Consider the following 13,175-nt stretch of genomic DNA (forward strand, 5'->3'; position numbering starts at 1 on the left):
AGCTCAGTAGGTGAGGGTGATACCTGCGCCGGGACCCATGTCGCTGTCGTAGTGTGTGGAGAGGGCAAGCCACTTCCGGAGCACGTAGCGGAAGCCGACCATGTACTCCTTGTCGCTGTTGCCCATCAGGTTGAACCGCAGGCGCGGCGTGATCGGAATGTCTTCGCGGCTTAGCTGCAGTCGGAACTTTCCCAGGCCATCCAACCGCGCATCGGCAAGTACCAGGAAAGGCGCGCGGTATTGCACACCGAGCGTTACGGTGCTCCGGTTGGCCTTGTTACTTACCTGGCCAAACAGGTTCTTCTCCTCGGCGGCGGCCTTTTTCGGGCTTGTGTACTGCTTGCGGTGGTAGTCGTAACCGATATAGGGAAACCACCATTGGTTGGCACCGAGGTACCGGCCAAAGGCGATCTCGGTTTCGTAACCATGCTCGGGGTGTGTGCCGATATGCCAGGTGCCCTGCAGTTCGTAGCGGTTGGAGGAGAGCATGGCCTCGCCGTCGCTGCCGTTGCTTTCGATACCGGCGCGGACCATGAGGTGGTACATATTGTTGTCGTGGCGGAACATCCGGGCCGCCATCGCGCTGTCGGGCAGGTCGGGGTTCGACGCTTTCTCCGAATTCTCAAACACGCGGCCCATCCCGGCCATCATGTGAAAAAGGATATGGCAGTGAAAGAACCAGCTGCCTTCCTGGTTTGCCGCGAACTCGATCGTATCGGTTTCCATCGGCAGGATGTCGAGCACGTTCTTCAGCGGGGCGTAGTCGCCATGCCCGTTGAGAACGCGGAAGTCGTGCCCGTGCAGGTGCATCGGGTGCCGCATCATCGAGTTGTTGGTCAGGATAAGGCGCACCTTTTCATCCTTGCGGATCAGGATCCGGTCGGCTTCGTTCACCGTCTTATTGTCAAGCGTCCACACGTAGCGGTTCATGTTGCCGGTGAGCTGGAAGTGCAGCGTCTTTGTGGGCCCATCGGCGAGCGCGGTGCTTTGGGGCGCGCGGAGGAGGCCGTAGTTCAGCGTCGCGAGGTCGGGGTTGTAGGCCGCGCTCGTGCTGTCGGTCAGCTCGGGGTACATGACGCTGTTCATATCCATCTGCTGCAGGCTCATCTTCATTCCCATATCGTTCATGGAGCCATCGAGGTTCATCATGTCGTTCATCATCTTCATCCCCCCGAAGTAGTCAAGCCGGCCAAGATGCGCTGCCGGCTGCCGCGCGCCGCTGCCCAGCCAAAGCGAGGATGCGCCGCTGCGGTCTTCGGCCGTGGCCCGGAACTCATAGCTCCCTGCGGCCGGAAGTACCACGCGCAGGTCGTAGGTCTCCGCCGGTGCGATGATCAGCCGGTCGACGGTCACAGGAGCCATGTCGTTGCCGTCGTTGCCCACAACCTCGATCCTGCCGCCCGCCCACATCAGCCAGAAATACGTTGAAGCGCCGGCATTGACTACGTGTAGGAGCACGGTGTCGCCTGTCGAAAAGCTGTTGTCGCCAGCCTCCGGCCGGCCATTGGCGAGGAAGCGCTCGTAGTAGTCGTCGCTCACATCCATGGCCTTCATCCGCTTCCATTCGTTGGTCAGCTTGGTGCCCAGCCGCCCCGCGCGGATCGCTTCCGAATAGCTTTGTGTACTCCCCTTCTTAATGGCGTACCAGTCGTTGCCCGTGCGGAGGCGGCGCTGGGTTTGCATCGGGTTCTCGTCGGACCATTCGCTCAGCACAAGGTTCACCTGCGGGGCGCGGGCCGCAGGCGCAGCAACTGCGCCTCGTTTTTTAAACCGCAGCATCCCGTACATGCCCTGCTGCTCCTGCAGCGACGTGTGCGAGTGATACCAGTAGGTGCCGTTCTGCACCACGCGGAATTTATAGCGGTACGTTTCACCCGGCCCGATGCGTTTAGTGGTCAGCGAGGGAACACCGTCGAAGCGGTTGGGCAGGATGACGCCGTGCCAGTGCAGCGAGGTTTCTTCCTTGCGCAGCTTGTTATGCAGCCAGATCTCCGCCGTATCGCCCTCGGTGAATTCGAGCGTAGGCGCGGGCAGTTGGCCGTTGATGGCATAGGCGTGCCGGCGCTTACCGGTATAGTTTACGATCGTGTCGGTAACATACAGGTGGTACACAACGGTTCGTCCGGGCTCCAGGCGCACCGCTTCGGGAACATAGGTCTCCGCTACAGCTGTATCAGTCGGCGGAGTAGTGGTTGCAGCCGTGTCGGGCTTAGTGTGGGAAGGCGCCGTGGGCTGCGCATTGCCTGGAGCCGGCTTCGGGCGCGGCTTCGGCTCCGGGGGGCGGGTGGCTTTGGGCGCCGCCACGCGGATGGTTCGTTTCACCAGCGGCATACCGCACTTGGGACAGGTGCCGGGCCGGTCGCGCTGCACTTCGGGGTGCATCGGGCACTGGTAGATCACCTTCGGTACCGTCTGTGCCAGCGACACCAAAACGACGAGCAGGCTAAAAAGCAGCAGGAGCCACTGTTTCATGAAATTCTCTTTGATAGGATAAAACGCGCGCTTAGCGGATGGTCGATTGCACCTCGCCGCAGGTCAGCATCGCGTTGCCATAATAAGGATTACGGATCGATTGGTCGGTGCTCAGCCAGGTGGCTTTCTTCATCGGGCAATACTGTATATATACGGGTGCGTCGGACAGCTTCACGGCTTGCGCCACGGCCTGCATGTTGTGCGAGAGGTTGGCAAACACGGTACGTTGCTTCGCGAGGCTGGTGCTTCCTGAGATAAGGCCGGCATCGGCCACGAGTATCCGGATATTGTCTTCGGAAACCAGCTTGTAGTCGACGGCATTGGCCGCCCGCGAAAAGCTGTCGGCAGCCGCAGCGGCGCCTGCGGCGTTTCCGGCTACAAGGGCGTCTTTCAACTGCAGGTAGCTCCGGAGCAGGCGTGCGGGCGATGGCTCGATCGACGCCTGCTGGGCACCCGCGCCGGTACCGAGCGCAAGCGTGAGCAGCAATACAAGGAAATAGTTCATGGTCGTTTTTTTACGGGTGATGACGATGGGTTTGCACAAATTATCGGGCCAGCGGCTCTGCCTTGAAGCCGGCTTTCTGCACGAGGCTGCAAACGGCTTCTGCGGTCAGCCCGTCGGTTTCCACGGTCAGTATTTTTTCCGGGTGATTGGTATCGACGTTCCAGCTTTTGATATTCGTTGCTGCATTAAGCTGCGGCGTCACGGCCTTCACACAGCCGCCGCAATTGATGTTTGTCCTGAATTGTTGTTTCATACGTTTTTAGTTGATGCAAAGTTCACTTGCCGCTACCGCGTGGCTGTTATACTTAGGCGGCAACGTTGTACAGTTAATTGTCAGGTGCGGGCCCATTTGAGGCGAAGGCTGTTGGCCACAACGCTCACGCTGCTCAGCGCCATGGCGGCGCCCGCGATCATCGGGTTGAGCAGGAATCCGTTGACGGGATACAGGAGGCCTGCTGCGATGGGGATGCCGATGATGTTGTAGATGAAGGCCCAGAACAGGTTCTGCCGGATCGTGCGCACCGTGGCCCGCGAAAGCCGCAAGGCCGTCGGGATGCGGGCAAGGTCGGAGCTCATGAGGGTGATCCGCGCTACATCCATCGCGATATCGCTGCCCTGGCCCATCGCTATGCTCACGTCGGACTGCGCCAGTGCCTGGCTGTCGTTGATGCCATCGCCGACCATCGCCACTACCTTTCCCTGCTGCTGCAGCTCTTTCACAAAAGCCGCTTTATCCTGCGGCAGCGCCTCGGCCCGGTAATGGTCGATCCCGGCCTGCCGCGCAATGGCTGCGGCGGTCTGCGCATTGTCGCCGGTAAAAAGATAGACATCGATGCCGAGTGATCGCAGGCGTGCCACCGCTTCGGGCGAGCTGGGCTTGATGGTATCGGCAATGGCAATGGCTGCCAGCAGTTGCCCGGCACCGGCAAAGTAGATCACGCTGCGCGCGTCGGACTGTTGTTGCCGGCTCCAGGCAGCCGCAGTGTCCGGGAGAGCGATGCCTTTTTCTTCCAACAGCCGGGCCGTGCCGGCGTAATAGGTTTGTCCGCCCGAAACAGCCAGCACACCCGCGCCGGTGATCGATTCGAGCGAATCCACAGGAGCCGCCACCGTATTGCCTTCCAGGCTTCGTACGATGGCCTCGGCGAGCGGGTGCTCTGAGGCGCGCTCAAGTCCCAGCAGCACGGAGCGAAGTGCCGCGCGGTCGTCGAGCCACAGGCTGTCTACCACTTCGGGCTTGCCGGCGGTGAGCGTGCCCGTTTTATCGAGCACGATCGCGTTTACTTTATGCGCGAGCTCAAGGGCTTCGGCGTCCCGGATCAGGATGCCCTGCTCGGCGCCGCGTCCAACGCCTACCATGATAGCCGTGGGCGTTGCCAGCCCGAGGGCACAGGGGCAGGCGATCACCAGCACGGTCACGAGCGCCAGCAGGCCCTGCGTGAGGCCATTGGCGCCGCCGAGCAGCCACCAGGCGCCGAACGACAGCAGCGCGATCGCGGTCACCACCGGCACAAAGATCCCGGCGATGCGGTCCACCAGCTTCTGCACGGGCGCCTTGGAGCCCTGCGCGTCCTGCACGGTGCGGATGATCTGCGCCAGCACAGTATCGCCACCCACTTTCTTCGCCTCGAAGCGGAAGCTGCCTTTCTGGTTGATGGTCCCGGCAAACACGCGCGCACCCGTCGTTTTGGCCACCGGCACCGGCTCGCCCGAAATGCTGCTTTCGTCGACATATGATTCGCCAGAGGTCACCGTCCCATCAACAGCCACCTTCTCGCCGGGCTTTACCAGCAGCGTGTCGCCAACGGCGACGTTGCCGATCGGCGTTTCGACGAGCTGTTCTCCGGCGCGCACAACCGTCACCGTTTTCGGCTGCAGTCCCATAAGCTTTTTGATGGCCGACGACGTGGAAGCCTTCGCGCGTTCTTCAAGCAGCTTGCCGAGGAGAATGAAGGCCACGACAACAGCAGCCGCTTCAAAATATACATGCGCAGCGAGCCCGCGCCGCTCCCAGAAGCCGGGGTTGAGGCTGTTGAATACACTAAAGAGATAGGCAATGCCGGTGCTGAGCGCCACGAGCGTGTCCATATTGGCGGAGCGGTGCCTTGCCTGCTTCCACGCGTTGCTGAAAAACTGCCGCCCGAACACGAGCACCACGGGTGTTGCCAGCGCCCACATGATGTACCGGGCGTAGGGAATGTTCATGAAGAACATGCCGATGGCAACCAATGGCACCGAAAGGATCACCGACCATATCGTGCGCTGCCGGAGCGAGCGGAGCTTTGCGCGGTGCAGGTCTTCCAGCGCGTCATTTGCGTCCTGCGAATCTTCTGTTACGAGATCGTAGCCGATCGATTGGACGCTTGCTTTCAGCCGCCCGGGTGTAACGATGGTAGGAACGTACTCGACCTTCACGGACGAACTGGCAAAGTTGACCGCCGCATCGACAACCCCTGCCTGGGCCCTGATGATGGATTCCGTGCTGGCGGCGCAGGACGCGCAGCTCATGCCGGTTACGGGGAAGGTCTGCCGGACTGTTTCCACGTCGTAGCCGAGTCCGCGGATCGTGCTGACCGCCTTTGCCACCGCTTCCTCGCCATCGGCGTTGATGACGGCCTTGTGGTTGTTGAGCTCAACGTGGTGCGCACGTATGCCGGGGACTGTTGACAGCCCCTTGTCGACGATCAGCGCGCAGTGCTCGCTGTCGACGCCGGCGAGCGGGAGCTCGAAGGTTGTGTTCGTATTTGTTGCCATAACGGGTCGTTGTGCCCACAAAGGTGGATGGGACGCGGGGCCTGTATGTTATACGCTGATGGCGAACTTGTATACTTAATTGGCTCAGGCGAGGTCGTCGAGCGGCTTGCGGAGCGTGCTCCCGCGCTCCTTGAACTGGCTCGGCGTCATGCCCGTTACTTTCTTGAATTGGGCCGACAGGTGCTGCGTGCTGCTGTAGCCGAGGCGCCAGGCGATCTCGCTGAGCGTGTGCTCGCGGTAGAGCAGCCATTCTTTTGCCTTCTCGATCTTTTGCAGGATGAAATACTGCTCGAGCGTGATGCCTTCAACCTCCGAGAAGAGGCGGCTCAGGTTCGAATAGTCTTTGTGCAGGGCGCCGGCCAGGAATTTCGAGAGACCAAAATGCTCCTCGATGCTCCCCGACTGCACCTTGGCGATGAGCAGCGTTTTCATCCGGTCGATGAGCTGCTTCTTCTGGTCGTCGAGCAATTCGAAGCCAACCTTTTGGAGCGCATCGGAAAACTGCTGCAGCCGTTCCGCCGTGGGCGCTTCCACGAGGTCCACCTCGCCAAGCCGCACGGCGCTGGCCCGCAGCCCGTGCTCGCCGAGCAGTTGCTCCACCGAGAGGATGCAGCGCGGGCAGACCATATTCTTGATCATCAGCTTCGTCATCGCTTGCATTGATACCGCAAAAATACGGCGGTCTTCCTGGATCGCTTTCGAAGGCATCTCCGTGGCGGTGGCATAGAATTGGCGCCCTTTCGGGGCACCAACGAATGATCGATCATGGACTACGCCATCAACGGGGAAGTAGCGCTCGGCTTCGACGAAGTCATCGGCCGGCTGAAGCAGCGGCTTCAGGGGGAGGGCTTTGCGGTGATCACCGAGATCGACCTCCGGGAGAAGTTTCTCGAAAAGCTGCAAACCGATTTCCGGCGCTACACCATACTCGGCGCCTGCAACCCGAAGCTGGCCTACGAGGCCATCGGCTTCGAGCCGAATATCGGCGTGATGCTTCCCTGCAATATCGTTGTGCAGGATGCGCCATCGGGCGCCGTGTCGATCGCGGCCATCAACCCGCTCGCCTCCATCGGCGCGGTGCAAAACCCGGCGCTCGAAGCCATAGCAGCCGACGTCAGCAGCCGCCTGGCGCGGGTGATCGCTGGCTTGTGAGGCTTGCGATCGTTAACCGTTTATCGGTTGATCATCTTTTGCGCCGCCTCGGAATAACGCGCGCCATGGATATTGATCTTCGCGCCTTCTTCTTCGATGCGACGCAGGTCATCTGCCGTCAGCTGGAGCTGCGCGCTGCCGATGTTCTCTTCCAGCCGATGCAGCTTCGTGGTGCCGGGAATGGGAACGATCCAGGGCTTCTGCGCCAGCAGCCTGGCCAGCGCCACCTGCGCGGGCGTTGCGCCTTTCTCCGCAGCAATGCGCCCGATAAAGGCGACGAACTCCTGGTTGGCTTTGCGGTTCTCTTCCGAGAAACGCGGCACCGTGCTGCGGAAGTCGCCGGCGCCGAACTGCGTGTTCTCGTCGATCTTGCCGGTCAGGAAGCCCTTGCCCAGCGGGCTGAAGGGAACAAAGCCGATCCCGAGCTCCTCCAGCACCGGAAGTATTTCTGCCTCCGGCTCGCGCCACCACAGCGAGTACTCGCTTTGCAGCGCCGTCACGGGCTGCACCGCATGTGCGCGGCGGATGATGCCGACACCGGCCTCGGAAAGGCCGAAGTGTTTCACCTTGCCTTCCGCGATCAGGTCCTTCACGGTGCCGGCTACGTCTTCGATCGGAACATTGGGATCCACCCGGTGCTGGTACAGCAGGTCGATGCGGTCGGTACGGAGTCGCTTCAGCGCTGCCTCCGTCATGGCACGGATGTTTTCTGGACGGCTGTCGAGGCCTTTGCTGGTAACGCCGTCGGCAAACCCGAACTTGGTCGCAATGACGACGTCGTTGCGGAACGGCTGCAGTGCCTCGCCAAGCAGCTCCTCGTTGGCAAATGGACCATAGGCCTCCGCCGTGTCGAAGAACGTGACGCCGCGCTCCACTGCGGCGCGGAGCAGGTCGATCGCTGCTTTCTTTTCCGTGGCCGCGCCGTAGCCGAAGCTAAGTCCCATGCAGCCCAGGCCGAGTGCGGAAACTTCAAGACCGCTTTTCCCTAATTTTCGTTGTTGCATACTGGTAAATTTTTGTTTGCCTGCTCGGCCGATTGCTGTCGAACAAAATGCTGTTGGTCATTTATCGAATGCAAGCGAGCGCGACAGCTCGCGGTAGGCATTTGCCTGCTGCTGAAGCGTTGCGGCAACCTGCTCGGCTGTATCGATCGCGTCGGCACCTGCCAGGAATCGCTGCGGAGGTTTCTCTTCATCTGAAATGGCGATCAGTGCTGCCGCCAGCTTCGCCGGGTCGCCTGTTTGCTGCCCGTTGGCGCCTTTCCAGAATTGCAGCAATTCGTTCCGTCGCTGGTCGTAATCGGGTATGGGGTGATTCGCATAGTGCGTCGATTGGTCGGTAAGCAATTCCGTCCGGAAGAAGCCCGGGTTGACGATCGTGGTGTGGATGCCGAACGGCTGCACTTCCACCTGTAGCGCCTGCATGAATCCTTCCAGCCCAAACTTGGAAGCCGAGTAGGCGCTGCAGAACTCGAGGCTGGTAAGGCCCGCTGTTGACGAGATCGCGATGATTTGTCCCGAGCGTTGCCGGCGCATTGCAGGCAGAACGGCGCGCGTTACCAGCATGGGGCCAATCAGGCTGGTTTGTAGCTGCTGCCCGATCTCTTCCTGGGTCAATTCCTCGAAGAAGCCTGCAACAAAATTCGCAGCATTGTTTACCAAAACGTCTATTCGCCCAAAGCGGTCAAGCGCGGCACGGACCGCAGCCTCGGCATCCGCTTCGCTCGTTACGTCCAGCTTGGTTGCCAGGAGGTTTTCGGCATCGCCCAGTGCAGCAGCAACACGGTTGCGGTCGCGGCCGGTAGCAACCACCTTATGGCCGGCAGCCAGTGCGGCCCTGGCGATATCGGTGCCCATGCCGCGGCCTGCTCCGGTGATCAGCCATACTTTCTGTTGTTTCATTGTAGTGTTTTATCAGCGATTATAAATCCAGCTTCCGCTCGCCGAGCCACTTGACCATAGCCGGGTCGCGGTGGTCGAAGAAGGCGCTCTTTTTCTGGTCGAGTGTGGCGATCGAATCCATATCGCCGGCACTCAGCTCGAAGTCGAAGATGTTGAAGTTCTCTTCCATGCGCTCGCGCCGCACCGATTTCGGAATGGCCACGATGCCGCGCTGGACGATCCAGCGGAGCACCACCTGCGCGATGGTCTTGCCGTACTTCGCGCCAATGCCCGCCAGCAGCTCGTTGGCGAAGAGCCCGTTCCTTCCTTCTGCGAACGGGCCCCAGGATTCAGTCTGGATGCCGTATTCCCGGAGCAGCTCCTGGGCCTCGGCCTGCTGCTGAAAGGGATGTATCTCGATCTGGTTGACGGCGGGCACCGTCTTGTTGTGGAGCACGAGGTCGACGACGCGGTCGGGGTAAAAATTGCTGATCCCGATGGCGCGGACCTTACCCTCTTTGCAGAGCTCTTCCATCGCGCGCCAGGCGCCGTACACATCGCCATAAGGCTGGTGGATCAGGTAGAGGTCGAGATAGTCGAGCTGGAGCTTGTCGAGCGAGCGCTGGAAGGCCCGCTTGGCTGCTTCATAGCTGGCGTCCTGCAGCCAGAGCTTGGTCGTGATAAAAAGCTCTTCGCGCCGGATGCCGCTGCCTTTGATCGCGCGGCCGACGGCCTCTTCATTCATATACGAGGCGGCCGTGTCGATAAGGCGATAGCCCACTTCGATGGCGTCTTTTACCGCCCGCTCGCACTCGGCAGGATCGGCCACCTGGAACACGCCAAAACCGAGGATCGGCATCGCGACGCCGTTGTTTAAGGTCACTGTTTGCATAGTTGGATTCATTTCGCGGCAAAGCTACCAACGGCGTGCCCGGGCCTGGTTACCCCGATTACGGTTTGTATTACCATTTTCACTGGCGGGGCCTGCTCAGCTTTATTCGCCGCGCCATTCGCCGGTACCTTCGTTGCAGCAAAACGGTTCCATGAAAAACGATCACCGCAGTTTGACCATTCACGATTACAACACGCTGGCCGGACAGCCGACGCTGCACCCGCTCGTCAGCGTGCTTGACTTTTCGAAGACGGGCGTGCGCCGGCAGTTCATTGATGCGGGCAACGTAGCATTCGACTTCTACGCCGTCTTCCTGAAAGACGAAAAGCACTGCGATATCCGCTACGGGAGAAATTACTACGACTTCCAGAGCGGCACGCTGGTATTCATGGCGCCCGGCCAGGTGTTTTCGATCGAGCGCCGGACGCCCGATTATGTGCCTGCCGGCTACGCGCTGCTCTTTCATCCTGACCTGATCCGCGGAACGGCGCTGGGGCAGCACATGAAAGACTACGGGTTCTTTTCGTACGAGGCACACGAGGCGCTGCACCTGTCGGAGGCGGAGCGCGGCGTTGTGGTCGACTGCTTTCACCGCATCGCACTCGAGATGCAGCAGGGTGTTGACAAGCATACGAAGACGATGATCGCATCCAACATCGAGCTCTTTCTCAATTACTGCCTTCGCTTCTACGACAGGCAATTCCTCACACGCGAGCAGGGAGTCGGCGGCATCGGCGGGAAATTCGCCGCGCTGCTCGACGATTACTTCAACTCGGGTAAGGCGCAGGCGCTAGGTGTGCCGACCGTTTCCTACTTCGCCGCGCAGCTGCACTTCTCGGCCAATTATTTCGGCGACCTCGTACGCAAGGAAACGGGCCGCTCCGCGCTCGAGCAAATTCACACGCGCCTCGTGGAAGCCGCCAAGAGCAAGATCTTCGACGGGTCGAAGTCGCTGTCGGAAGTGGCCTACGAGCTGGGCTTCAAATACCCCCAGCATTTCACGCGCTTCTTCAAGCAGCAGGAGGGCAGGACCCCGAACGAATACAGGAGCGCCCTGAATTAACGGGAGCGCACCGGGCGAAATGAGTGCTCATCAGCACAACAACTATGAATGCCGGAGCAAAAGATGCACTCCCCGTTGAGGCCGGGAGAGGAACATCTTGGTTAAGCAGAACCACCTAAGCCCGGAAACTGCAGAGGAACGCGACGTTTCAATTGCGCCAGTGTCGCTAAATTCGCGATACACCTATCCAGCTAGTACATGCTCCCTTCAAGTCCCTTTTCGGTCGAAACAGTTTTAGAGAGTATCACCGACGGTTTCATATTCGTAGATGTAAACTACCGGATCCATTATTGGAACCAGCGTGCCGAGCGCCTGCTGGCGGTGCCGCGCGATGCCGCCATCGGGCGCAGCATCTGGGACCTCTTTCCCCAGGAGGTCGGGCGCACGTTTCACCAGCAGTACGAGCGGGCCCTTCGCGACCAGGTAAAAGTTTCTTTTGAAGAATACGTGGAGCAGCTTGACCGCTGGTTTGAAGTGACGGCGTATCCGTCTGCGGATGGCCTGGCTCTTTACTTCCGCGATGTGACGGGCCGCAAGGAGCAGGAGAACGAGTTGCTGGCGCTGCAACAGCGCTACCAGTCGCTGTTCGACAACGCGCCGCTGCCCCAGTGGATCTACGATGCCGAAACGCTCCGCATCCTCGATGTGAACGAGGCGGTGATCTGGCACTACGGCTATTCGCGGCAGGAGCTCCTGCAGATGACCATCCTGGACCTGCGTCCTGAAGAGGAGCGCGCTGCTTTCCGCGACTACATCGCCAACCGCACGGGCTCGGAGTCGGGGCTCGGTATCTGGCGCCATCGCCGGAAGGACGGAAGTGAGCGGCTGGTAGAAGTTAATTCGACCACGATCCAGTTCGGCGACGTACCGGCGCGCCTCTCCACCATGCACGATGTTACCGAGCAGGAGCGGGCGAAGAAGCTGCTGCAGAAAAGTGAGCAGAACCACCGCAGCCTCTTCGAGGATGCCCCGCTCGCCCAGTATATCTGCGAGCCGCCGTCGCTGCGTATCCTCAGGGTTAACGCGGCGGCCCTGCGCCAGTATGGCTATACCAAAGAGGAGATGCTTCGCCTTACCTCGTACGACCTGCGTCCCCGGGAGGAGCTCGCCGCGATAGATGTGGCGCTGAACAGCCTGCTGCAATCAACCCAGCCCTACCGCGAGATCTCGCGGCAGAAGAAGAAGGACGGTACACTGATCACCGTGGAAATTCATGCGGTCAACATCCAGTACGACGATTGTCCCTGTATCCTGGTAAGCACGGCCGACATCACCCACGAGCTCTCGCTGGAGGAAAAGGTTACGGAGCTCAAGCTGACCTCGCAGAAGCGTATCCTGCGTGCGCAGATCGAGGCGCAGGAGAGCGAGCGGAAGCGCCTTGGCCGCGAGCTGCACGACAACGTCAACCAGCAGCTTACCACTGCCAAATTATACCTCGACCTCGCCCGCAGCCGCAGCGACCTGCAGGCGGGTCTTATCGAGAAAAGCGAATCGGTACTCGCCGGTACGATCAACGAGATACGCGCCCTGTCGCGCTCGCTGATCCCGCCGGAGCTCCTCGAGATCGGTCTTATCCAGGCGATCGGGGAGCTGGCCGATTCGTTTCGCGCGGCGCAGCAGTTTGCGATCTCCCTCGACCTTGATCCGCTGGTGGAGCAGGTGGGCAGCGACCTGAAAGTGTGCTTGTACCGCGCCGTGCAGGAAGGCCTCACCAACGTCAGCAAATACGCCGGTGCGCGGGAGGTGGCGCTGTCGCTGCACATCCGCAACGGTGAGCTGGAGCTGTTGCTCCGCGATGATGGCCGCGGCTTCGATACAGCGCGCAAAGCCACGGGCCTGGGCCTGGGCAACATCCGCAACCGCATGGACGTGTACAACGGCAGCGTCTCCATCAGCTCGGAGCCCGGCCGGGGCACGGAGTTGCGGGTGCAGGTGCCGGTGCAGGAATACTTTGAAAGTGGCAGCACGGGACCGCTCCGCGTATTCGTGGCCGAAGACAACGAAGACGACCGCGCTTTCCTGGAGGCAGCCTTCGAGCGCGTTGATCCGGCCATCCAGGTCCACTTCTGGAGCGATGGCCCCAGCCTCCTCGACGCGATGCATGCGGCCGGCAGCGACGAGCTTCCCGATCTCATTGTGCTGGATTACAACATGCCGCTTCTCAACGGGCTGCACATGCTGCATTCGCTGCAGCTCGAGCCGCGCTTCAGCGGCATCCCCAAGGTGGTGTATTCGACATCCGGCAGCAACAAGTACCGCGAGAAGTGCCTCGCCGCGATGGCCACGGCCTACATTCAAAAAGGCAATTCGGTGGAGGAGATCGTGGAGAACGCGCGTGAGATGATCTCGTTTGCCGTGCGGAAGTAGCGGGAAGCGGGCCATTGATCCGCCTTACCGTGGATGTCAGGTCCCGTGGCTGCTCATCGGCTGGCGTGGGCCTTTTGCCGGGGTGTGGGT

11 protein-coding genes are annotated in these 13,175 nt (G+C 60.6%); 3 read left to right on the forward strand and 8 right to left on the reverse strand.

Translation table 11 applies throughout. The annotated features are described in order from the left end of the window. Nucleotides 1-3: 3 nt before the first annotated feature. The 5 genes from ACYU7Z_RS15070 to ACYU7Z_RS15090 all read right to left on the reverse strand — a co-directional run bounded on the left by ACYU7Z_RS15070 (nucleotide 4) and on the right by ACYU7Z_RS15090 (nucleotide 6,382). Nucleotides 4-2,472, reverse strand: a complete 2,469-nt coding sequence (locus ACYU7Z_RS15070; RefSeq protein WP_460571927.1) for a multicopper oxidase domain-containing protein — start codon at nucleotides 2,470-2,472, stop codon at nucleotides 4-6. Nucleotides 2,473-2,503: 31 nt separating this feature from the next. Continuing rightward, nucleotides 2,504-2,977, reverse strand: coding sequence for a DUF3347 domain-containing protein (locus ACYU7Z_RS15075; protein WP_460571929.1), 474 nt, complete (start codon nucleotides 2,975-2,977; stop codon nucleotides 2,504-2,506). A 40-nt stretch (nucleotides 2,978-3,017) separates the two neighbouring features. Next, nucleotides 3,018-3,230, reverse strand: a complete 213-nt coding sequence (locus ACYU7Z_RS15080; protein WP_460571931.1) for a heavy-metal-associated domain-containing protein — start codon at nucleotides 3,228-3,230, stop codon at nucleotides 3,018-3,020. An 80-nt stretch (nucleotides 3,231-3,310) separates the two neighbouring features. After that, on the reverse strand, nucleotides 3,311-5,731 hold the full coding sequence (locus tag ACYU7Z_RS15085; RefSeq protein WP_460571933.1) for a heavy metal translocating P-type ATPase: 2,421 nt from the start codon (nucleotides 5,729-5,731) through the stop codon (nucleotides 3,311-3,313). Between the two features lie 84 nt (nucleotides 5,732-5,815). Then, nucleotides 5,816-6,382 carry a helix-turn-helix domain-containing protein gene (locus ACYU7Z_RS15090; RefSeq protein ID WP_460571935.1) on the reverse strand — a complete coding sequence of 189 codons (567 nt, stop codon included), beginning with the start codon at nucleotides 6,380-6,382 and terminating at the stop codon, nucleotides 5,816-5,818. Nucleotides 6,383-6,496: 114 nt separating this feature from the next. Between ACYU7Z_RS15090 and ACYU7Z_RS15095 the strand changes: the two genes are divergently transcribed. Further along, nucleotides 6,497-6,883, forward strand: coding sequence for a DUF302 domain-containing protein (locus ACYU7Z_RS15095; RefSeq protein ID WP_460571937.1), 387 nt, complete (start codon nucleotides 6,497-6,499; stop codon nucleotides 6,881-6,883). 20 nt (nucleotides 6,884-6,903) lie between these two features. Here ACYU7Z_RS15095 and ACYU7Z_RS15100 read toward each other — a convergent pair whose 3' ends face one another. From ACYU7Z_RS15100 to ACYU7Z_RS15110, 3 genes are read right to left on the reverse strand one after another with little or no spacing between them, the layout of a single operon-like run. Next, a complete protein-coding gene (locus ACYU7Z_RS15100; RefSeq protein WP_460571939.1) occupies nucleotides 6,904-7,887 on the reverse strand; it encodes an aldo/keto reductase in 984 nt (327 codons plus the stop codon). A gap of 57 nt (nucleotides 7,888-7,944) precedes the next feature. Beyond that, nucleotides 7,945-8,784 carry an SDR family oxidoreductase gene (locus ACYU7Z_RS15105; protein ID WP_460571941.1) on the reverse strand — a complete coding sequence of 280 codons (840 nt, stop codon included), beginning with the start codon at nucleotides 8,782-8,784 and terminating at the stop codon, nucleotides 7,945-7,947. Between the two features lie 19 nt (nucleotides 8,785-8,803). Then, nucleotides 8,804-9,655 carry an aldo/keto reductase gene (locus ACYU7Z_RS15110; RefSeq protein ID WP_460571943.1) on the reverse strand — a complete coding sequence of 284 codons (852 nt, stop codon included), beginning with the start codon at nucleotides 9,653-9,655 and terminating at the stop codon, nucleotides 8,804-8,806. Nucleotides 9,656-9,806: 151 nt separating this feature from the next. On the opposite strand from ACYU7Z_RS15110, the gene ACYU7Z_RS15115 reads away from it, so the two are divergent. Next, nucleotides 9,807-10,718 (forward strand): helix-turn-helix domain-containing protein, encoded by a 912-nt coding sequence (locus ACYU7Z_RS15115; RefSeq protein ID WP_460571945.1) that lies wholly within the window; start codon nucleotides 9,807-9,809, stop codon nucleotides 10,716-10,718. Between the two features lie 198 nt (nucleotides 10,719-10,916). Beyond that, nucleotides 10,917-13,085: a PAS domain S-box protein gene (locus ACYU7Z_RS15120; protein ID WP_460571947.1), complete on the forward strand. Its 2,169-nt coding sequence runs from the start codon at nucleotides 10,917-10,919 to the stop codon at nucleotides 13,083-13,085. The last annotated feature ends 90 nt before the right edge of the window (nucleotides 13,086-13,175 follow it).

This window comes from Flaviaestuariibacter terrae, assembly GCF_054777635.1.